This window comes from Bifidobacterium polysaccharolyticum (genome assembly GCF_016101585.1).
GTDB lineage: Bacteria > Actinomycetota > Actinomycetes > Actinomycetales > Bifidobacteriaceae > Bombiscardovia > Bombiscardovia polysaccharolytica.
In genome coordinates, this window is the sequence record NZ_JACFQG010000002.1 from 546,318 (window position 1) to 568,122 (window position 21,805).

The 21,805-nt window shown below is 54.9% G+C and carries 13 protein-coding genes and 1 pseudogene; 6 read left to right on the forward strand and 8 right to left on the reverse strand.

All coding sequences use genetic code 11. The features are described 5' to 3' along the window. Positions 1-73: 73 nt before the first annotated feature. The 5 genes from H3T90_RS05435 to H3T90_RS05455 all read left to right on the forward strand — a co-directional run bounded on the left by H3T90_RS05435 (position 74) and on the right by H3T90_RS05455 (position 9,839). Entirely contained in the window at positions 74-715 is a 642-nt protein-coding gene (locus tag H3T90_RS05435; RefSeq protein WP_390895323.1) for an NUDIX hydrolase, read from the forward strand. Further along, positions 712-2,907 carry a DUF6049 family protein gene (locus tag H3T90_RS05440; protein ID WP_198229835.1) on the forward strand — a complete coding sequence of 732 codons (2,196 nt, stop codon included), beginning with the start codon at positions 712-714 and terminating at the stop codon, positions 2,905-2,907. Before H3T90_RS05435 ends, H3T90_RS05440 begins: the two co-directional genes overlap by 4 nt. Further along, positions 2,904-7,106: a murein biosynthesis integral membrane protein MurJ gene (locus H3T90_RS05445; RefSeq protein ID WP_198229836.1), complete on the forward strand. Its 4,203-nt coding sequence runs from the start codon at positions 2,904-2,906 to the stop codon at positions 7,104-7,106. Before H3T90_RS05440 ends, H3T90_RS05445 begins: the two co-directional genes overlap by 4 nt. A gap of 243 nt (positions 7,107-7,349) precedes the next feature. Continuing rightward, positions 7,350-8,633 carry an aminotransferase-like domain-containing protein gene (locus H3T90_RS05450; RefSeq protein WP_198229837.1) on the forward strand — a complete coding sequence of 428 codons (1,284 nt, stop codon included), beginning with the start codon at positions 7,350-7,352 and terminating at the stop codon, positions 8,631-8,633. A 3-nt stretch (positions 8,634-8,636) separates the two neighbouring features. Next, entirely contained in the window at positions 8,637-9,839 is a 1,203-nt protein-coding gene (locus H3T90_RS05455) for a D-alanine--D-alanine ligase family protein (protein ID WP_198229838.1), read from the forward strand. 1,243 nt (positions 9,840-11,082) lie between these two features. On the opposite strand, the gene H3T90_RS05460 is transcribed toward H3T90_RS05455, so the two are convergent. Continuing rightward, complete coding sequence (locus H3T90_RS05460; RefSeq protein WP_198229839.1) at positions 11,083-11,433, reverse strand: hypothetical protein; 351 nt, start codon at positions 11,431-11,433, stop codon at positions 11,083-11,085. Between the two features lie 109 nt (positions 11,434-11,542). Here H3T90_RS05460 and trxB point away from each other — a divergent pair, with 109 nt between their 5' ends. Then, entirely contained in the window at positions 11,543-12,487 is a 945-nt protein-coding gene (gene trxB, locus H3T90_RS05465; RefSeq protein ID WP_121912782.1) for a thioredoxin-disulfide reductase, read from the forward strand. A gap of 797 nt (positions 12,488-13,284) precedes the next feature. Here the strand turns inward: trxB and H3T90_RS05470 are convergent. The 7 genes and pseudogenes from H3T90_RS05470 to rnpA form a co-directional block, all read right to left on the reverse strand. After that, positions 13,285-14,877, reverse strand: coding sequence for a ParB/RepB/Spo0J family partition protein (locus H3T90_RS05470; RefSeq protein ID WP_198229840.1), 1,593 nt, complete (start codon positions 14,875-14,877; stop codon positions 13,285-13,287). A 4-nt stretch (positions 14,878-14,881) separates the two neighbouring features. Further along, entirely contained in the window at positions 14,882-15,829 is a 948-nt protein-coding gene (locus H3T90_RS05475; RefSeq protein WP_046323942.1) for a ParA family protein, read from the reverse strand. Positions 15,830-17,874: 2,045 nt separating this feature from the next. Then, a complete protein-coding gene (locus H3T90_RS05480; RefSeq protein WP_198229841.1) occupies positions 17,875-18,759 on the reverse strand; it encodes a 16S rRNA (guanine(527)-N(7))-methyltransferase RsmG in 885 nt (294 codons plus the stop codon). A gap of 372 nt (positions 18,760-19,131) precedes the next feature. Continuing rightward, positions 19,132-19,773 carry a Jag family protein gene (locus tag H3T90_RS05485; RefSeq protein WP_198229842.1) on the reverse strand — a complete coding sequence of 214 codons (642 nt, stop codon included), beginning with the start codon at positions 19,771-19,773 and terminating at the stop codon, positions 19,132-19,134. A gap of 177 nt (positions 19,774-19,950) precedes the next feature. Further along, on the reverse strand, positions 19,951-20,973 hold the full coding sequence (gene yidC / locus H3T90_RS05490) for a membrane protein insertase YidC (RefSeq protein ID WP_198229843.1): 1,023 nt from the start codon (positions 20,971-20,973) through the stop codon (positions 19,951-19,953). A 2-nt stretch (positions 20,974-20,975) separates the two neighbouring features. Further along, positions 20,976-21,287 carry a membrane protein insertion efficiency factor YidD gene (gene yidD / locus H3T90_RS05495; RefSeq protein ID WP_198229844.1) on the reverse strand — a complete coding sequence of 104 codons (312 nt, stop codon included), beginning with the start codon at positions 21,285-21,287 and terminating at the stop codon, positions 20,976-20,978. Between the two features lie 107 nt (positions 21,288-21,394). Beyond that, positions 21,395-21,787 (reverse strand): annotated as a pseudogene (rnpA, locus tag H3T90_RS05500) (ribonuclease P protein component); the annotation flags it as partial. Positions 21,788-21,805 lie beyond the last annotated feature (18 nt).

A 21,805-nucleotide genomic window follows, 5' to 3' on the forward strand; every position in this document is an offset into this window, starting at 1 on the left:
GCATACCGTTACCCCACCTGCACATTACCTTACGTAAAGTTGGAGTATGATTACGCCCGCAGACATGGCGCGCATGCTTGCACATAGCGCCAACTCTGCGGACACCCATGCCCGCGGCCAGCAGAGGCGGGACCATCTTGTGGAAACCGTAAGCGAACGTCTGGATCCGCAGGTCCGCGAGCACATACAGGCAGAGGATGACGCTCCCACGCCTGCTCTCATGCCCCGGCATAAGCAGGCACCAGGACCTTCGACCTTTGCCTCCCTGGATGCCCAGGAACTGCCCGTGGTGCGCGAGTATTCGGCGGGCGGACTGATCTTCGACCGGCATGACCGGGTGGCCATCATCGCCCGGCACTCCCGCTCAGGCCACCTGGAATGGTGCCTGCCCAAGGGCCATATCGAGAAGGGGGAAACACCCGAGCAGACGGCGGTGCGCGAGGTTCACGAAGAGACTGGGATACTGGGCCGGGTAACCGATTCCATCGCCACCATCGACTACTGGTTCACCGGAACCAACCAACGGGTCCACAAGTTGGTCCATCATTTTGTCCTGCGGATGATCGGCGGCTCCCTGAGTGTGGAAGGCGACCCCGATCATGAGGCCGAAGATGCCATCTGGGTGGACTTCTCCGATCTGACCTCGGTGCTCAGTTACCCCAATGAGCGTAAAATAGCCTGGCTCTACGCGAGGAAGTACAAAAAACAGCCATGATCCAGACCCCCCTGCGCCCGAGCGGGCGCACCAGCCAGCACACTCATGCCTTCAATCGGTGGACCCGGTGGGCTCGAATCCTGCTAACGATCGTCCTTCTGCTGACCCTGGTGATGGCTCCTTGGCATCCGGCACCAGCCTTGGCTGCCACCAATCATCAGAGCTCTGCCGAGGTGGCCCTGCGCTGGTCGACGCCAGTGGTGACCGACAAGTCCGGCTACACTCTGCGCGCCGCGGTGACCAACACCGCCAACCAGCCCATGGAGAATGCCCATCTGAGCGTGTCCACCAGCGCCCTTTACTCCTTCAGCTCCCGGGCCGACATGCAGGCCTGGTCCGAAGGCCACGCTCGCATCCCCACACCGGACGTGCTGGGTACGCAGACCGTACCGACAATACCGGCAGGGCAGAGCGTCGAGGTTGCAGTCAATGTGCCGGCTGATCAAGGCTCGATCAAGAAGATGACCAGCTGGGGGCCCAAACCTGTCCGGCTCTCCCTGAGCGACGATCAGGACCAGGTCCTGGGCGACGTGTTCACCTTTCTGACCCGGACCTGGGACGGCCTGCCTACCGCAGGCACCCCCGCCCTGGCCCTGACCATGGTCATGCCGCTGACCTCCTCGGACTGGAACATTGACGACAAGGCCATGACGGCGCTGATGACCCAGTCAGGTTCGGGCAACGATAAAAACCGGAGCGTGACACTGACCCGCCAAGGGGCCCGCCGCCAGGGGGATCAGAGCCAGCTGCTGGCCAAGCACGGGTCCCTGCAGGCCCTGGGCGATCCGGTCTATCTGTCCGCCTTCGCCAATCGTCCCCAGATCCAGGGGCTGATTCAGCCGGCCGACTTCGACATCACTGGGTATGCCTCCCAAAATCAGGACCGCTATGCCCAGGCTGGGGTCACGCCCGGATCCTGGAGCGCCAAGGCCTCGGCCAAACTCTATGCCGACAGCGCGCCTGACACATATGCCTGGCAGGGCAGACAGGAGTGGACCATGGAGTCCATCACCGCCGCCCGCCGTGCCGGCTATCAGACGGTCATCGCCCCCCAGGGCTTCGAGGTCGATGCCGGCACCTCCGCCCACACGGGCAAGTACACCATCGAAACCAAAGCCGGAAAGGTAACCGTCCTATCGGCCCAGCGCGAGCTCAGCAACCTGGCCAGGGGCCACCCCAGCTCCACGCGTGCCACCGGGGAGCAGACCCAGGCCGGGCAAACGGCCCGCTTCATAGCCCAGAGCGCCTTCTATCAGATGGAACAGCCCTACGCCGAACGTTCCCTTCTGGTCTGCTTCGATACCGATGAAGACACCCAGCAGGCGGACCAGATCATGACCGAATTGGAGCATGCCCCATGGATCAGCCTGAAGTCCATGGACAACCTGATGCAGGCACCCGACTTCACCGGCGGGTCGTCGGGTCTGCTCAAGGCCCTGGAGCTCGACAGCACCAAGGGCAGCGCCAAACATGGCGATGGACCGACAGGCACCCTGGACTCCCTGATCGCCAGCCGGGCTGAGATCGACCGGTTCGCTACCACCATCCTGGCTGACGGCAAGCAGGATTCCCAACCCACTGCCAGCGCCACGGCAGGCAAGACCGACAGCCAGGCCCTGGCCCGCCAGGATGCCGACACCACCGCCCGCCAGCCCAAGGATCCACATCAATGGCTGAGCCAGCTGACCGCCGCCCATGACGACCTGGCTCTGAAGTCACTGGGCGGAACCACAGCCGCCGCCGGTTTGGCCGATCAGGCCGAGGCCATGTCCCGCCGACTCCTGGATGGTGTCAGCATCACGCCCAGCGAATCTCTGAACGTCGTCAGCGAGACGGCCTCCATGCCAGTGACCGTCAGCAACAGCCATCCCTACCCTGTCCACGCCCGCATCAGCGCGCGAACCGACTCCATGGAGATCGTCACCTCGCGTATGGCGGAGGTGGTCATTCCCGCCCGATCAGAAGCCCAGGTGACCTTCAAGGTCAGAGTGGCAACAGCCGGCAGAGCCAATGTGGATATCGGTCTGCTGGATCGCCAGGGCCGACCCTTCGGCCAGGTGCGCCGGGCCCAGATCACCAGCAATCTACGGCTGAGCGACATGAGCGGCCTGATCATTATTGTCATCGCCGTGCTTCTGGGACTCCTGGGACTCTGGCGGCAGTTCCACCGTACGAAGGATCCGGACGAATGAGTTCCGTAGGGCGCAATTCCGCCATCATGGCCACCGGCACCGCGGCCTCCCGTGTGACCGGACAGATCCGCACCATCCTGCTGGCGGCCGCCATAGGCACCACCGGAATCGCGGCCGACGCCTACCAGACCGGCGCCATGATTCCTCAGGTCATGTTCACCCTGATCTCGGGCGGCATCTTCAACGCCGTACTGGTCCCGCAGATCGTACGCACCCTCAAGGAGCGGGACGCAGCAGACCGGCTGAATAAGCTGATCACGGTCGCCATGGTCCTCCTGGCCCTGTTGACCCTGCTGCTGATGCTGGGCACCCCGGTGCTGACCACCATCTATCTGAACTCCAAATGGAACCCGGCCCAGCGTGCCCTGGCCAACTCCTTCACCCTCTGGTGCATGCCGCAAGTGTTCTTCTATGGGCTCTACACGGTCCTGGGTCAGATCCTGGCCGCCAAGGGCCGGTTCACTGCATACGCCTGGAGCTCGGTGGGCGCCAACGTTATCAGCTGCCTGGGCTTCCTGGTCTTCATCTTCCTGTTCAGCAACGCCCGCAATCAGCCGGTCGGCTTCTGGGACGACGGTAAGGTGGCCTTGACCGCTGGAGCCTGGACCCTGGGCGTGGCCTTCCAGGCACTGGTCCTCTTCATCCCCCTGATCATGAGCGGCTTCCGCTATCGCCCTCGCTGGGGTCTGCGTGGAATAGGCCTGCGATCCATGGGGTCGGTAGCGGCATGGAGCATGTGCGTGGTCATCGTCGACCAGCTGGCCAACGTGGTCAATGCCCGCATCAACAACGGCGCGCCCCTTGAAGGCAACCCGTTTGACATCGCTGGCAACGGCTCCTATCAGAACGCCTACACCATCTTCATCCTGCCCTATTCCCTGGTAGCCGTCTCGGTCAGCACGGCCCTCTTCCCCAAGCTGTCCAAAGCGGTTTCGGACGGCCGCATTGGGGATGCCCGCAATGATCTGAGCCAAGCCCTGCGCAACGTCGGACTGGTCATGTTCTTCTTCGCCGCAGTCCTGTTGGCAATTCCAGTGCCCATCACACGAGCCCTGCTGCCCTCGGTAAGCGTCCATGAGTCTGTCCTTATCTCAGGACCGCTGATAACCCTGTCCCTGGGGCTGGTCCCCTCAAGCGCCTTCCTGCTCATTCAGCGCACCTTCTACGCCTTTGAGGATGGGCGGCATCCTTTCATCTTCGCAGCCGTCTCCAACACCATCCAGGTAGCACTGGTTCTGGTATCCATACGCTTGTTCCCTCCCCGCTACTGGGCAGCGCTGGTAGGCCTGAGCCTGTCCCTGAGCAGCATCCTCAGTTTCCCTGCCCTGACTCACATGCTGCGCAGCCCCTTCCAGGGGAATCTGGACGAGCGGCGGATTCTGACCACTTACGCCAAGGCTTTCCTGGCTGCGGGATTGGCCCTGGCAGCAGCCCTGACAGTCAAGACCCCGGTGACCCACCTAGTCGGCGCCTGGATTCAGGGCCGACAGGGCCACATGAGCTGGGTGCAGGCACTCTTCATCTGCGTGGTCATCACCCTGCTGACGGCGGTCATCTATGTCGTGACCCTGGTAGCCCTGCGCACTGAGGAATTCACCCAACTCCTGATCGACCTGGCCCGTCGACTAGGCAGGACAGCCCGGCACCCCGTCCGCAGCATGGACGCTCTGCAGGGACGACCCTCCCGGCTGGCCGACCGCTCGGTCAGGGTGGTGCACTCCTCCTCCCCTGACTCCGCTCTGCCCGGCATGGACGCAGCACTGGAGAACTTCGAAGAGGCCCGTGAGTCCGACGCTGATGGAGAATCCGCGATAGCCGGACCCCCACCGGCCCCTCCGGCCCAGCAACCCGTTAGGATTGTACCTAGGAACAGCAAGGTCCACCACGGTGTCGCCGACTACAGGCGACGCCCCACTTCTGATGAGAGCTCGGCAACCATGAACGCGCATATCGGAGACACCATCCTCGGCAGATATACCCTGGTCACCCTGCTCCGCCGCGCGAACGGTCTGAGCGCCTGGCGGGCCAAGGACAAGGTCCTGGAAAGGGACTGCCAGCTCTTTATCGCCGGGGATTCCACCTGCATGGACCGGATCAACGTCAACGCTTCCAGCCTGGCGCTGAACAAGGACCGCCGCTTCACCCCGGTCTACCAGCTGCACACTCGTGACAAGGTCTCCCTGATCGTCACCGCCCCCGATGCCGGCATGTCCTTGAGGGACTACATGCACGGACCCGCTGGGGGAACGCTCAGCGACCGGGCCATCGGCACCATCATGGGAGAGGTCACCGAGGCCATGCGCACCCTGCATGCCGCCGGCATGGTCGACTATGCGGTCTCCACGAGCACCATCAGGCTGGCACCAGCCTCGATCACCCTGGCCGATGCACCTATATCGCCCATGCTCGAGCACCCGTCGGTCTCGACTGAGATGGGACTGACGGACGAGGAGTATGCCATACACGAGCTGGCCGGCGTGCTCTATGCCATGCTGACCAGACGGGCTAATCAGGACGGACGACAGCCTAGTCTGCAGGAGCTGCCCAAGCAGACCCCGGAAGAGTTCAAAATCATCTGCATGCGCGGGCTGGGCCTGGCTAATGAGCAGGGAGCCGTGCCGGTTCCGCTGGTCACATTGGCAGAGCTCTCGGCCCTGCTCAGCCCCTGGGTCCCGCCAGAGGAGCTGACCGACAGCGATCTGATTTGGCCTGAGATGGACGGCCGTGCCTCCATCGAAGCTGTGGCCCTGCGCCCGGTGGATCCCAAGAATGTACTCCCGCTTCCCGCAGGGCTGACCTCCTCGGCCCTGCCTGCCGCGCAGACCGTATCTCACCATGAGCCGCACTGGAAGACCAACCAACTGCTCTTTCCCGGTCGCAGCGAGATTGAAATGCTCAATCCAGAGGATACGGATACCGACCTCTTCTCGCTCTTTGACGAGCGCCAGCGGCTGCGCTCGCTGAACAGCTCCTCCCGCAAGACCGCAGCCATGGATGTGAGCGCACTCAGGGCGACGGCAACCAGACCCACAGCCATGAATGAGGAAGAGTCCAAAGCTGTGACCGGACGGGTGCCGACCGTCAAAAGTGATCAGCGTAAGCCCTCCGAGACTCTCAGCGGCAACGGCGTGACTGCCGACAATCCCGTGGAGCGAGGCTTCTCCCAGTGGGACTTCCACAAGTCCGGCAACAGCCAAGCCAAGGCAACCTCCAACCTGAGCGCACCACAGGGCAACGTCGATTCGCGTGCGCGCCAAGCAGGAGCTGCGGCTGCAGAGCCTATTGTCGCAGGAGAATCTGCGGCCCGGAATGCACACTCCCCTTCCGCCGCTGCTGACAAGACCAAGGCACCTAGCAAAGCGTCCAGCCAAGCGAACCGGTCCTTTAAGAACCACGATTTCGATGAGGAGGAGCAGAAAACCACAGTTATGGAGCCGCTGCCCCCCAGCTTCACGCCTGAAATCCACTCCATGCCCGCTCCGGTGACTTACTCGGTTCTTCCCGACGATGAGCAGGATAATGATCTGGACGATGAGGCCGATATGGCTAACACCCGCCTGTTCGGCCGCTTCACGACTCGCTCAGTGGTTATTGCCATAGCGGCGGTAATCGTTGTGGTGGCCCTGGTCTGGGCTCTCTCGACCATTACCGGGTCCCGATCCAGAGTCGGCAAAAGTGAGGGCGGCTGGCCGGTCATGTCCAACGTGCCCTTCCCAGGCAAGACCAATGAGAGTGAAGAAGCAACCCCCTCCGGCAATGACAACGGCGATGACCAAGCTCAGTCCGGCACTGATGCTAGGAACGACAAGGTCAGCCACGCTGACAAAAAGGCGGGCAAGGTTCCCGATCCGCCCAAGCCCAAGAACACCACGGCCTATCCGATTAGCCGCCAGCTCTTCCTCAACAAACCCGCCGGCCTGCAGGGCTATGGATGGTATATGCATCTGACCCAGCCGGAAGAGGTCTCTCGCCTGACCATCGTCGCGCCTCAGAGCGGTGGCCATGCCCAGATCTATGCGAATTCCACGGCGGCTCAGCCCAACCAAGGACAGCCGCTGGCCGACTTCAGCTTCGATGCCTCCGGAACCACCCAGGTCACCCTGCGAGAACCGGTGACGACTCAGGACCTGGTCGTCTGGGTCCCCATGGATGGCATGCCAGGAAACACCCTGCGCTTCACTTCCGTTCAGGCTTTCTGAGCATGACTATGGGTCGACGGCAACAAATGCGAATCATCCCGACGTCGACCCACAGACCACTCGTCGACCGCAATTGCCTGCAAGCCCCATGGACCCAATCAGCCAGACATGGCTGCCTACCCATCCGTATGCCGATACTATGGGTGTACCGAAATGGTAATGTGTTGGATTTTTCCTCCTACATAGCGTCCGCAGGTAATACAGTTTCCTTAGACAACGGCGGCAGGAAGGCGGAAGTCAGTTATGGCGGATGATCCCAATATCGCGTCCAAGGTCATCAAGAACGATCCTTGGTATAGCTCCTATGCAACACGAGCCGAGCAGATGCGCGCCTCCGAGATTCGCGCCCTCTTCGCCGTGGCCAATCGGCCCGAGGTGGTCTCCCTGGCCGGCGGCATGCCCTACCTGGGCCGGATGCCTTTCGATAAGTTGGCCGATCAGCTTGGCGACATGCTACGGAGCAAGGGCCAGGTGGCCTGGCAGTATGGGTCAGCACAGGGCGATCCCCATCTGCGCGAAGACGTGCTGCCCATTATGGAGCTGGAAGGCATCAAGGACGTCCAGCCGGATGATGTGGTTATCGTCAACGGTTCCCAGTCGGGACTGGACCTGATTACCAGGATCATGTGCGACCCCGGCGATGTGGTACTGGCTGAGGCACCCAACTATGTAGGTGCCTTGGGTGTCTTCCAATCTTTCCAGGTCGATGTGGTCAATGTGGCCATGGACGGAGACGGACTGATTCCCGAGGCTCTGGAGGAGACCATTCTGGAGCAGCGCCGCCAGGGCAAGGCGGTCAAGTTCCTCTACACTGTGCCCAACTTCCATAACCCAGCCGGCGCCACCATGAGCGTCGAGCGGCGTCCACAAGTCATCGAGATCGCCCGAAAATACCACGTGCTCATCGTGGAGGACAATCCTTATGGACTGTTGGCCTTCAACGGCCAAACTTATCCGGCCCTGCGCTCTTACGACTCCGAGGGCATTGTTTATCTGAGCAGCTTCTCCAAGATCATCGCTCCGGGCATGCGCGTGGCCTGGATGGTTGCACCTCCTGGAATCAGACAGAAGCTGGTTCTGGCCAATGAGTCAGCCATCCTTTGTCCTTCCAACATGAGCCAGATGACCATCACCACCTATCTGGACAACTTCGACTGGAAATCGCAGATCAACGATTACCGGGGGATGTACAAGGAACGTTGCGATGCCATGGACGAGGCTTTGAAGGAATACCTGCCCTACTGTTCATGGCTCAAGCCCAAGGGCGGCTTCTACATCTGGCTGAAGATACCCCAGGGGCTCAACGCCAAGGAGATGCTGCCCAGGGCAATCACCGCCAAGGTGGCTTACGTGTCGGGCACAGCATTCTACGATAACGGGGAGGGCGCGGACCATATGCGCTTGTCCTTCTGTTACCCCACTCCCGATCGGATCCGAGAGGGAATACGCAGACTGTCCACGGTCATCGAGAATGAACTCGCCACCGTCCGGCTGTTCGAGCCCGACAGCGGCAAGGAAAGGGGCTGAATCATGGCGGCCAAGCACAGCAAGACACCACGGCAACAGACCGGCGGCAAAACCCCGGCAGTCGGCAAGGCCAAGACAACCGCGAGCGCAACGACGACCACAGCCGCCAGCTCGGCCAACACTGCGTCCACGGCTACAGGCGAAGTGGTCAAAAGAGCCAGGCGAACCTCGCATCGCTCCATCCGCGAGGCCACGCCGGTCACCATGGACGATGTCCTATCTCTGGCGAGCAAGGCCACCAAGCGTGCCGATAAGTCGCTTTTGGTTATCTGCGGCGGCCTCAGCCATGAGCGCGATGTCTCCATAAGCTCGGGCCATCGAGTCCAAGGATTCCTGGAGGAGGCCGGATGGACGGTCCACGTCCACGACATGGACGGCTCGCTCCTGCCATACCTGACCGACGAATCGACCCGCCCTGATCTGGTCTGGCCTTTGCTGCACGGCGCCAACGGCGAAGACGGCTCCATCCGTGATGTCTTGGAGATGGCTGAATTGCCTTACATCGGATCCCGAGCCAAGGCCTCCCGGACCGCTTGGAGCAAACCCATCGCCAAGAACGTTGTCCGCATGGCCGGATTGCAGACGCCACATTCCGTGACGCTGCCCGAATCCATGTTCCGCGAGCTGGGAGTCGAACCCGTTATCGACATGCTTCTAGGTTCGCTGGGACTCCCGCTCTTCATCAAGCCCACCATGGGCGGCTCAGCCATGGGTTGCACCATGGTAACTGAACAGAGTCAGCTCACTCAGGCGTTGATCAACTGCTTTGCCTACGGTGATGTGGCCCTGATCGAGCAGGCTGTAACGGGCACTGAAGTCTCCGTCTCCATCCTCGAGTTTGACGGACACCCCCTGGTTCTGCCTCCGCTCGAAATCTGGACTCCCTCAGGTACCTACGACTTCGAGGCTCGCTCCACCCCCGGTCCGACGGAGTTTTATGTTCCGGCCCGACTGGATGCCAAAACCACACAGGCTGTGAGCGATGCTGCATTGACCGCCCACCGGGCTTTGGGACTCCGCGATATCTCACGCACCGACTTCATCGTCGATGCCCAGGGTCAGCCGCAATTCCTGGAGTCCAACGTGGCGCCCGGCATGACAGACACTTCGCTTTTGCCGCAATCAGCCCTGGCTGCAGGCTACAACCTGCCAGAGCTATACACTGCATTGGTCCAATCGGTTTTGGATCAAAAACGAACCGACTGAAACCTCAAAGCCTGCCTGGTTCTGCCTACCATTCGGCAAGCATGAGTGAAGTCCGCATGATGCCTAGCGTGCAAATTGCGCAATATGCATCATGCGGACTTGTAATATACGTAGTTTGCAAACACAGCCAGAGCAAATAGTGCGTAAGACGAGCACGCTACACACAGCGCGAACTAACAGTTTGTAATCATTAAACCCGATGTTCTATTCTGCGTTCATTATTCTCAGCATCATTCTTCTCTGGAGCCAAATACCTGTTATTCACCATTCATCATCCACCATTCATCGTCAGTTATTTCCTCTCCCCCTATTTGCTAATCTCGACTCCCAGCTTCTCCTTTGCTCTCCTATCCCCCCCCCCTACTATTCCGCCAAAGCCAACATTCGAACCAACATTGAAACCAACATTGAAGCCGACTTCGATTGAAGGATTTGTTTAATCAGGTCCCTGTTTTTACATTGTCGGCTTATGCTGACTCGCAGAAGAGATGCAATCCAATAAATGGCCGATGTCAGAATGGCTAGTCACTCTCCAAGATTCAACTCACAATAGACGGCTGTCTCGCTCCACATCCATGCATGCAATCGTGGTCGGTATCGAATGTTTCACGTGAAACATTCTGTGGTGATCAACTTACTTCGTCGACTCCTGCGAGAGTCCCACACGATACAACACTTATGCCCGGCTACGAATGTTGCCCGTTAAAAGTGCGAATCTAATAAAGATATGAGTCAGAAAACAGCGAAGACAGCCTTCACGGTATTGCGACGCTACAGGGTCTAGATCAGTCAACACAAGATGGTTTTACCCAAGATGTTTATCAAGCAGACTTGATTACATATAGTTGTAGGCATCACTGCTTTTCCATCTTCGAAAAGCGAGCTATCGCTACTATGCCATCAAGAACCTCGAACGAGAACTGAGTCAGCGCCGGTAAATCGCAATGCCGTCACCGGCATTGCTGCATCTATTCATTTACCTCGATTCGTTCGTCCTCATCGCTGCGAACACGATCTTCCTATCCGAATTCATCGATCGAGTCATATCGCTTACGACCGGCTCGCTCCCCCGCGGCCGTCCTAAGCCCATTAAAAGCCAATAGATACCTTGCAGGTCAGTGGATACATATGTACAGGCGCATCCGTCCTTATTGAAAGACCATACTTTCGTAAGACCGAACAAACAATTGAAACCGTACCCACCGATATTGAATCGTCTACGACCTAGCTAGCTAGATATTCCCTACTTGTCTTTTTTGCTTTCCTTGTTCTTGTCCGATGCGCGCCAAGAACTTTCAACAGGTTCTTCTTGAATTGATGATGAATATCGTTCGCTACTCCCAGCAGTCATATCTTCATCGGCCCCAAGGCTTTTGTCTGTAGTCAGAGAATCAGCATCCAACTCGTCGTCATTGTCATCAGGGCTTGGTGGGTTCCAAAAACGCCAGCTATGCCAGCTGTCATCCCCGCTCTTATCATCTGTTTGATGGCTGGGATGCTCCCGCAGCAAACGGTCAACTCGGAGCATAAACCAGATCAGCACCAGAATCGTCCCAAGATTGGTTAGGATGGCGACTATCACAGTTTTCTCCATGATTCAAGAATAGCCTGCCGGTGTCAGAACCGAGCTTACTGTGAGATAACACGCGACCTTTTCGCCCACCGCATGTGACTCGGTCATCCTGAATGGATACAGTAGCGTTATGAAGCAAACTGTTCATGATGCGATTGTTATAGGGTCCGGACCCGCAGGTTACACCGCCGCCATTTATCTTGGCAGGGCTGGATATGCTCCACTCGTTATTGCAGGAGCCCTAACGCCCGGCGGTCAGCTTATGAACACGACGGAAGTAGAGAACTTCCCTGGATTCCCCAAAGCAGTACTCGGCCCCGATCTGATGGATCAGATGCGCGATCAGGCCGAACATTTTGGTGCTCAAATTGAATATGATGATGTTGTCTCAGTTGACTTGAGCGGAGACGTCAAGCGGATCACCACCGATGGCGGCGAGGAATATCAAGCTCGAGTCGTCGTCATCACCACTGGCTCGCAATATCGTAAATTGGAAATCCCTGGCGAGCGCGAGTTTTCAGGACGAGGGGTATCCTACTGCGCCACATGCGACGGCTTCTTCTTCAAGGACAAGCCCATTGTAGTCGTTGGTGGAGGCGACTCTGCCATGGGTGACGCGGACTTCCTGACCCGCTTTGGTTCGTCTGTTACACTGATCCACCGTCGCCAAGGCTTCCGCGCTTCAAAAATCATGGTGGACCGTGCTAAGGCCAATGACAAAATCAACTTCCTTCTTGATTCGGTCGTTACACGAATCAACGGCGACGATAGCGGCGTAACCTCTTTGGATGTCCGCAATACAGCCACTGACCAGCAATCCACTATTCCAGCTAATGGAGTCTTTGTCGCCATTGGATTCACCCCTCAGACCGCTTTCCTTAATGGCCAAGTTGATCTGGATCAGGACGGCTATATCCTGGTCGAAGGTGGGTCAACGAAGACTTCTGCACCTGGAGTCTTTGCCGCTGGTGATGTCACCGACAAGATCTATCGACAGGCCATCTCTGCGGCCGGCATGGGTTGTCGTGCTGCTTTAGATGCTCAGGAATATCTTACGAGTTTGGATAACCGATAGAACTCGATACGCACCCCCACAAACATGAATTCACGTGCCTGGCAGTTTACGATTGCCAGGCACTTCGTTTATCGATTATGCGCAGCTGCCTACTTAGTTTGCTTTTATTTCTCCATTGACTGCCAGCGGACACCCTACTCAACAAGAACATTTCCTACCCTACAGCTTCTTAAATCATCCTCTGCTGACGCAAGTTACTTCCCACTGACGTAACTTTCCGCAACAGAGCCTCCCTCCCCTCTAACGCACAGCTAGAATTCCCAGAGTTACGCTGCACGAATTTGTCACCCCACCTCAATGACTAAGACCAACTTCAGTGAAAAGCCGCACAGAAGCGAGGGCTTATTACCTACCAAATGACAAACACAAAAACAGAAGTTCCATCATGGCCGACTAAGTGGCCTGTCACCAACGACTAACTGGATACCTTACGATTGAATATACCTATCACACTACTGACAACTATGAAGGCGAGAGACCAATCCGACCAGATACAGTTCCCCGACAAAATGACCTGGGTGACCAGGCTCTAGCGATTCGCAATCCAATTCTTTGCCGGCCGACTGTTTGCCAGCTTCATGCTATTTATCAAACTTTACGCACAGATATATCTGGTCAGCGAATCGGACATACCTTGGACACCCAATCATTCTGGCCTTCCCAATCATTCTGTCCTTAAGGTAATTTCAGCGATTGCTCATCAGCTCATACCAAACTTGATCGGGCTATGAAGCAATCGCTCACTTTACGGCAAGGTTCGGATGAGCAAACCCTGAGGTCCCACTTCCAGAATGGGATCAAACCCAGCCTTTATCGCCAGAATGACTGTCATTACTTGCAGATTGATTCTTTTCCAAGAGAATGGCAACAATGCGGTCCATGTCTTCAGGCGAAGAAAACACGATTTCTATTTTCCCGTGCTTTTTAGTGCCCTTGATGGCCACCTTGGTATCAAAGTGGCTTTCCAGATCCTGGCGTACAGGACTGTCAGCCCAGGCGTTTACCCTAGGCTTCTTTGCTTTCTTCTTCGTCTGTCCAGTCTGCAAGGCGACAAGTTCCTCAGTAGATCTTACCGACAGACCTTCAGCAATGATCTTGTCTGCCAGAGTAGTCATAGACTTTTCATCCGGCAAAGTAAGCAAGGCGCGAGCATGCCCAGCTGACAACACACCTGAGCTTACTTTTTTCTGCACACTAGGGGGCAATTTTAACAAGCGAAGTGTGTTCGTGATCTGTGGCCTGGACTTAGAGATTGACTTAGACAAACCGTCCTGAGTCAAGCCGAACTCATCAATCATTTGCTGATAAGCGGCTGCTTCTTCCAACGGATTAAGAGCCACTCTATGGAGATTCTCGAGCAAAGCATCACGCAACATGGTGTCGTCGCTCGTTGTTTTCACAATTGCAGGTATGGTATCCAGACCAGCCAATCGAGTCGCACGCCAACGACGCTCACCCATTATGATCTCATAATGGGTTGTTTGCTGTAGACCCGCTTCCCTCTGATTTGAAAGCTGACTCGATTGTTCCTCACCGGTCTTAGCGCCAATTGCTCCGGATTTGCTTTCCGCGCCGCCAACTGAGGTTGTCTTATTTTTGATTGTTCCTGGACGGTCTATAAGAGTTGATCTTCGCACCACTATGGGCTGCAATACGCCAACTTCTTTGATGGAGCGTGAAAGCTCCAACAGTTCGTCTTCATCGAAGATTTGTCGCGGTTGCTGAGCATTGGGCCTAATATCGTCCACACGCACTTCAGCCAAGTACCCGCCTTGAACGGGTTTCAGCTCCTCTTGGCTATTGCTCTCCGTCTTATTCGGCTCAGTAGCATTGCCAACAATAGGTGCACGGTTGACGCTTTGCTGAGTCTCTTTTGTCCGATGATCGACAGCCTTACTCGATCCCATCATCGGCAATGTTTCACGTGAAACATTTGTCGTCGTAGGACCAAAGAATAGATCACTTGGGTGTTCCAGGCTGCTGATGGACGGAACTGACCGACGCTTGGTAGTTCTCTTCGAAGTGGATGTTTCACGTGAAACATCCTCATTAAGAGACTCGGAAATGCTGACACGCTTTTGTCCCTTGTTGGAACGTTTACGACCGTTCCCAGAAGACTTTGCCGAAGCCGCTAGTTGAGAGCTTGTACTCCCCGAATGCGTAGAACTGCGTTCTCTTTTGGCTCCGTCTTCTTCTGAGGCATCTATATCTTTGCGAAGTCGTCCGTCCGATTCAGCACCCAAGCCCTGAAGGGTGGGCTGCTTGTTGCCGGAATTCGGTACTTTGTTATCTTGTTGACGGCCATTGTCAGCATTGGTTTCGTCATCTTCACCTGGCAGGGCGGGAAATAGAGCCCCCAAGCCCTTGCCTAACCGTGAACGGCTTGTCATGTCCTCACTCCCCCTGTCTTCTATTGGCAATATGTTCCAACACTTGCTCGGATCTCTGGGCGATTTCTAACGCCGCCTCTTCGTAAGCAATAGCGCCAGCTCCTTTAGGGTCGTAGGTGACAACGCTTTGCCGGAAGCTGGGAGCCTCAGAGATTTTGACAGAACGCGGGATGGTCGTATTAAGCACTATCTCTGGATAATGTTCCTTGACTTGATCAAACACTTCTTTGCTGAGCAGCGTTCGCCTGTCATACATGGTCAACAACATGGTTGAGATTACGAGATAAGGATTATAGCTTTGCTGAACAAGTCCTATGGTATGCAGTAATTGTTGCAGTCCTTCAAGAGCATAGTATTCAGCTTGCACTGGGATCAATACCTCATTGACCGAACACATGGCATTCAGAACTAATAATCCGAGACTAGGAGGGCAATCAACGAGAACATAGTCATAATGCTGGTGGCAGATTTTAAGATAGTCGGCAACCGCTTTCTTCATGAGCTGATTGCGGTTGGGCATATCCGCAACTTCCAGCTCAGCACCACTGAGGTCAATAGAAGATGGGACAACCTCAAGGTTGGGGAATTGAGGGGATACTACCTTAACGTCGTCAATCCCAAGACGACCCTCGAGCACGTCGTATGTTGACGGCGTCCCGGATTCATGAGCTACACCCAATGCAGTAGAAGCGTTGCCTTGTGGATCCATATCGATTACCAACACACGTTCGTCGAATTCAGCAAAAGCACATGCCAAATTTACAGTGGTCGTGGTTTTCCCTACCCCGCCTTTTTGATTTGCAACGGCAATGAAGCGCGTTTTTGAAGGGTGAGGAAATTCAGCCTGATGTAAGGCCTGATAGCGCGCAGAAAGATCTGCCATCTCCGCACCAGACACCGAACCAGTCCCCTCAGCGAATATTCTATTGAGAATATCCGTTGTCGACTCCATACCTGATGCGGTTGGCGTGGGCTTCTCACCGATATCCGGGGTATTCCCCGAAACGGGTTTCACCTTCTTCGATGCGGTCACGAACCTTCCTCCTTTTGATAACCATTCAATTTTCCCGTCCTAGTTGGACATGTCAGAACAGCTGAAAGTTATACACGGTCACTGTTCATAACTGTGGATAAGTGTGGATAGATCCAACGGAGCCACAGCGGCTGGCCCTTACCCAAGATTATTAGATTTGCCTTGTAATTATTGACAAGTCTGGCACTTCCCACCCCAGGCCAGCGTCTTCAAACGACGATGTGGATAATTCGAAGGTCAGGTCCAAATTGTGCATAACTTATTAGCAACAAATCTATAAATCTATTAACTCGTCAAACCAAGCAACATTATTCATGGTTATATTCAATGATCTTATCCATCTGTACGATAGCCGCTATAAACACCGCTGTAATACCAAAATAAATCCTTCGGATGACAAGCCTTATACAAACGTACAGCAAGAGGGAGGTTTCACGTGAAACATCTATACTGCCTGAGCAGTATTATTACCCCGTTTATTTGTCTTCTAACACAGTCGGCTAACTCAGTTTTGTCTTTTATTTGCAGAATCTATCCATCTACCTCCAATAAAGGCTGCTGAATCAAGAAAACAGAACTAAATGCTAATTTTAAGTGGTTTTGAGTGCTGTTAAACAAAAGACTTCATTATGTCTATGAAGACTCTAGTCTACTCCGCAAAATTATGATTGAAGGAGACGTAGCTAAGAAGCAAGACCTTTAACAACTTTTACTAAAAAAGACACAGAAAATATTTCGATATCCTCTCGTTTGTGCTTTCATAAACCTAATCCTGATTATTTCATTCTGCGTTAATTGTTTCACGTGAAACATTACGATCTATCTCTACATAGCGATCATCCACCGGAAGCACACCCTCGAATATTGCTATATGTTGAGACGCCCTAAATGTAGTCGTTACTGAAGGACGTTCTTGTAGAACATACTCATAACAGTGTGCTGAGTCATCTAGATGAGTTACAGCTGGAACCAATGAAGCCTAGTTTACTTGTTTTGGGTTAAAAAAATCCTTTTTCAATGTTTCACGTGAAACATTCTTTAGTGGACACATCTGAAGACGGTGAACTGCTCTCTTATAGCTCAGTTCGGTTGTCATCCAACTCCCACATCAGAGGAATTCTCGCCATTTCGGATTATTTTAGAGACATAATCTATGCTGTTTAATCGATAACTCATGTAATCTTCATACATTTGCAAGAATCAGGATAACCCCATCGATATTTCTAAGGAAGGAGAGGAAACCGAACAGTTTAGAAGGCGGAGAAGATCGAGATAAAGGATAGACACAATAAACTCCCTGGGAGTAAGAGAAACACATAAATGAGTACAACAAGAGGTGCATAACTTCGACTGTCTAGTTAAGGACGTAGGTAAACACATAGATCCCCCAGCAACAAAAGTAGAGCATCTCCCGAGACTCTTAATGCAAGAATAGAAAGAGATGTCAGTATATCCAACTCAGATATAGGGCATCATACAATCATTCCAATATTACTTGGACGGCAACACCAGGATACAATGAAACCTCCTGCGCAACAAACCCAAAGAGGTACTTTGATGTGCGTTACATTCAAAATATATAATACCTTTATTTTAAATAATCTATTTGTATATAGCCAGTTCTGACTGTTGTCTACGGCGTTGTTTCAAACTAAAGTATCAAAATTACTACGAATGTTTGAGGTGAAAGCATACACGAGTCAGACAATAAAAATCACAAGCGTGCTTGCTTTCCTCTTAATCTAATACTCCATTCACCTCGAATGAATATCGGCTAAGCCGCTGTCTGGAAAAGGCCTACTTAGATCTGATAGAGCTTAATCGATTATCTCTAATCAGGTATTTGATAACGCTCTGTGTTGATTACTGATAATTGATTATCTTACCTAGCCTATTCTTGTCTTTAGATTGAGCAGCATCTCAGGCATCAAAGTCATTAAATAAGGTCATATCAGTGTAGTACTTTAGTGTTTATCCACAAGAACTACGTGGGTATCCTCAAGGCCAGGTGCGACTGGAGCTAGGCAAACCCGTGGATTCTCTCCATGACATTTTTTTATCTCTTTGGCAGCCTTATCCAGCTCAGCTTGTGCCGAACGACCCTTAAGGGCAATAAGCTGACCTCTCGATCTTAAAAGCGGCAGGGTCCATCCGGCGAGCTTAGTCATAGGGGCTACAGCTCGGCACGTCACAACATCAAAAGTCTGCGGAATTGAAAGATTAGATTGGACGTCTGCTAGACCCACACCACCCGTCACCTTCGAAGAGTCATGGTCATTTACATCTTGTTGGCTGTCAGCATTCCTGGCTTCGGTCGAGGTTAAAGAACCACCACGGACGTAAGCCGAAACAGACTGTTTCTGTATTCGACGACGACCATGACGGCGGCTTTGTGTACCTTTTTTGTTGTGCCGGATCGAAGCCTTAGAGGATTGTGGAACCAGATCCTCTGCACGCTTGCGAATCACAACAGCATTAGCCAGGTGCAACTCATCAACCACTTCTTGCAACCAGGTCACACGCCGCTCCATTGGCTCGACAAGAACAACATTGCACTGCGGAAGGCAGGCAGCCAGTACAATGCCTGGGAAGCCCCCACCGGAACCTATATCCACCACCGTTGCCGTCTGGCTGTCAGTGCTCAATCGCTCTCGCACGAAAGGCACAATAGCCGCTGAATTGAGTATGTGCCGCTCCCAAATAATGTCTTCATCGCGAGGGCCAATGATGCCCCTCTCCACACCCTCGCGCAAGAGCTTTTCATGAAAGCGCTGCATGGGTACCAGAGCATCGCCGAGCACCTGCCTTAAGAGGGGACTATCGTTCAGCTCATCGTCCACAACAGCCATTTCAACTCCTCACATTCACCTTCCACGCCCAGTCGGCCAAAGCCACAGACCACAACAGGGTTATACAGTCTCGTCGTATCCAGCAGGATTATTCACACTGCCAGAATCGAAAATAGCTGCATTTCTAAGACCGTTACCACCATATGATTTTCAAACGCAAAAGAGTAATCAGGATTAAACAACATGGCAGACTAAGCACAACAGACTAAGCACAATCATGAGCCAGACAATACTACACACCTGCCAAAGGGCACAGCGCTGGCAGATAGCACAACAAACCTCGACAGTATGACCGCACCAAACAGTGGACACATCCAAAAAGGCCGACGTCATGAACACTTCATCAACGCATAGCCCTGTGAGGCTTAAAAGTCACTCCCTATCAGCATCCGCAGGATCATCATCAGCCTCGTAGTCATCCGAATCGACGACCTGATCGGTTTCATCCACGTCCAGCGAGTCGTCATACCCGACTGGCTCGTCCTCAACATCGTCAGGGAGGTCTTCGTCTTCGCTCTTGGCCTTCAGATAGACAGTGACGTACCGGTGGGGCTCCTCACCGTGGGAACGTGACTTCAGCCCCTCCTCGCGGACCATGTCATGAACGATCTTGCGCTCAAAAGAGTTCATAGGCTTCATATTGACAGGGTCGCCAGTCTCACGAACCTCATCAATCACATCCAGGGCTTGTTCGCGAAGATGTTCGCGCTTGCGCCGCAGGAAGCCATCCACATCCACAATCAGATGGGAACGCTCCCCTATCTTCTGCTGCACGGCCAAGCGTGTCAGCTGCTGAAGAGCATCGACCACCTCACCATCCTTGCCGATCAGATGCTTGATATCCGTATCGTCGTCAGCCACAATCTGTACGGTCGGACGGTGGTTGCGCACCCCCATCTCAATATCGCCCTCGTAATCGACGATGTCCAGCAACCCCTCCAGATAGTCGGCGGCGACATCCGCCTCCTCATTGAGTTGCTCGATGGTCTTTCCCTGGTCCAGAGACTGAGACATCTATGCTCTCCTTACACGCGTTTACATCCGATTCATAACCTCAGGTCCACTGGATTCCTGGTCACCAATCGAGTGTCCAGTATTGAGGATACACGGACGTGATGATTGCAGATTACTCCAGTATTCGCCCGACCGAAAGCCGGGTTACCACGCCGGCCTCCACCGCCAGTAGCCGCATCAACGGCCGCGACGTTTGCGATGGGGCTGGGAACGCTGGTGGGAGATGTTCTTGTTGTTGCGGGCTTCCTCTTCCAACCTCTTGGCCTCCATCAACTGCTCCTCCTCCAAAGAGGGCAGCCCCTGGCGCTTGCGGCGGGCATTCTCACGGCGATGGTCACGCTCTTCCTTGCTCTCTGCGGCCGGCGAGCCAGGAGTTGGCATATGGCGGACCTGGAAGAGGGTTCGGCCCAGATTCCAAAGGTTGTTGGTCAGCCAGTAAATTAGCACTGCGAATGGGAAGTAGATGCCCGAGAAGATGTACATGACCGGGAAGATGAAGGCCATCATCTGCTGCATCTTGTACTGCTTTCCCTGCATGGCCGACCTCGGCATGTTCCGTCGAACATTATGGAACTGCGAGTAGAACATGGCCAGGCACATGAGCACGATGAAGACCACAATGACTATACGGCCCGCACCCTGGGCGGACATGAAGTTGTCCGAAATCCGCAACCCGAAAAAGGTAGTCTCTTCGAATTCCCGCGCCACCTCTCGATTGAAGGCTCCCAGAGGTGCCCGCTTGCCACGGGCGATGAAGGGCACAGCCGAAAGCACATAGAACATGGTCATGAAGACCGGGCCCTGCACCAGTGCTGGCAGACAGGACCCCATGGGGTTGGCATGGTTGTCCTGATAGACCTTCATGGTCTCCCGGCTCATGGCCTCTCGGCTGGCCGGATCCTTCTTGTTGCGGTATTTGTTCTGGATCTTCATCAGCTTCGGCTGCAGAGCCTGCATCTTTTGCATGGATCGCAGCTGCTTGATGAAGAGCGGCAACACGCACAGGTTGACGATCAGCACCAGCATCACTACCGAGAGCGCCCAGGCCACGCCGGGACCCTTATGGAACCCAATCAGGGTCAGGAACTTGTGGCAATAGGTCATGATGTAGGTCATGAGCCACTCGATCGGGTACAGGATTTTGTAGAAGAAACCGTATATACCCGTATCGAAGGTGAAGGTGTCGTTGTTGTGTAACATTGTCAGGCCGTCTCCTTGTCTGGGGCCAGGGGGGTCAGCCGGGCCTCCTCATGAGCCTTGGACCACGGGAACCGATAGAAGATGGAAAACCTTTGGGGCACGTCATCGATTCCACCGTTGTTGAAGGGCGTGCAACGCAATAACCGCAGAATGGCCAGGATGGTTCCGCGCAAGGCCCCGAACCGCTTCAAGGCGGTCAAAGCGTACTGGGAACAAGTCGGGTAGTAACGGCACCTCGGCGGCGACAAGGGTGAGATGTGGCGCTGATACCAGCGGACTGCGCTCTGCAGAGCCCGGGAGGCCAGGCCGCTCATACTCGGCATCCTTCACTGGTTTTCAGCTGTTGGACCGGTTGACGCTTGGATCCAGCGAACTGCGGACCTGACTGTCCCTGTACATCAAGACCGCCGGCAGTCTTTCCGGACTTACGCATGAGGTCACGGAAGAGCCTGTCCACTTGCTCCTCCAGCTGCTTGTAGGTGGCTGTAGCAGCGCTGGGTTTGGCGCGCATGACCAGATCACAGGAGGGTGGCAGCAGGTCCTCCTTGAATCCCGCGAGTTGCCTGAACCTGCGCTTGACCTTGTTCCTGGTCACGGCCTTGCCCACATTTTTGGATACAGCGAGCCCCATGCGGCGTCTGCCTGCTGGCAGGATGTCATGCCGCCCTTCGTGCACAGCCGATGCCGTTGGCAGCGGGGTCGCCGTCCGGTCAGGCCCAGGTATCAAATAATGTATGACCAGATCCCTGCTGCTGACTCGATGGCGTCGCCTGAGCACCGCCGTGAACTCCCGGTGGCTCCTCAGCCGTTCCACCTTCTGAAAAAGGATCGG

What these genes read in the sequence shown, in the direction of transcription:
- H3T90_RS05435 (WP_390895323.1), top strand. Translation starts at nt 74, where the DNA reads ATGCTTGCACATAGCGCCAACTCTGCGGACACCCATGCCCGCGGCCAG.
- H3T90_RS05440 (WP_198229835.1), top strand. Translation starts at nt 712, where the DNA reads ATGATCCAGACCCCCCTGCGCCCGAGCGGGCGCACCAGCCAGCACACT.
- H3T90_RS05445 (WP_198229836.1), top strand. Translation starts at nt 2,904, where the DNA reads ATGAGTTCCGTAGGGCGCAATTCCGCCATCATGGCCACCGGCACCGCG.
- H3T90_RS05450 (WP_198229837.1), top strand. Translation starts at nt 7,350, where the DNA reads ATGGCGGATGATCCCAATATCGCGTCCAAGGTCATCAAGAACGATCCT.
- H3T90_RS05455 (WP_198229838.1), top strand. Translation starts at nt 8,637, where the DNA reads ATGGCGGCCAAGCACAGCAAGACACCACGGCAACAGACCGGCGGCAAA.
- H3T90_RS05460 (WP_198229839.1), bottom strand. Translation starts at nt 11,433, where the DNA reads ATGGAGAAAACTGTGATAGTCGCCATCCTAACCAATCTTGGGACGATT.
- trxB (WP_121912782.1), top strand. Translation starts at nt 11,543, where the DNA reads ATGAAGCAAACTGTTCATGATGCGATTGTTATAGGGTCCGGACCCGCA.
- H3T90_RS05470 (WP_198229840.1), bottom strand. Translation starts at nt 14,877, where the DNA reads ATGACAAGCCGTTCACGGTTAGGCAAGGGCTTGGGGGCTCTATTTCCC.
- H3T90_RS05475 (WP_046323942.1), bottom strand. Translation starts at nt 15,829, where the DNA reads ATGGAGTCGACAACGGATATTCTCAATAGAATATTCGCTGAGGGGACT.
- H3T90_RS05480 (WP_198229841.1), bottom strand. Translation starts at nt 18,759, where the DNA reads ATGGCTGTTGTGGACGATGAGCTGAACGATAGTCCCCTCTTAAGGCAG.
- H3T90_RS05485 (WP_198229842.1), bottom strand. Translation starts at nt 19,773, where the DNA reads ATGTCTCAGTCTCTGGACCAGGGAAAGACCATCGAGCAACTCAATGAG.
- yidC (WP_198229843.1), bottom strand. Translation starts at nt 20,973, where the DNA reads ATGTTACACAACAACGACACCTTCACCTTCGATACGGGTATATACGGT.
- yidD (WP_198229844.1), bottom strand. Translation starts at nt 21,287, where the DNA reads ATGAGCGGCCTGGCCTCCCGGGCTCTGCAGAGCGCAGTCCGCTGGTAT.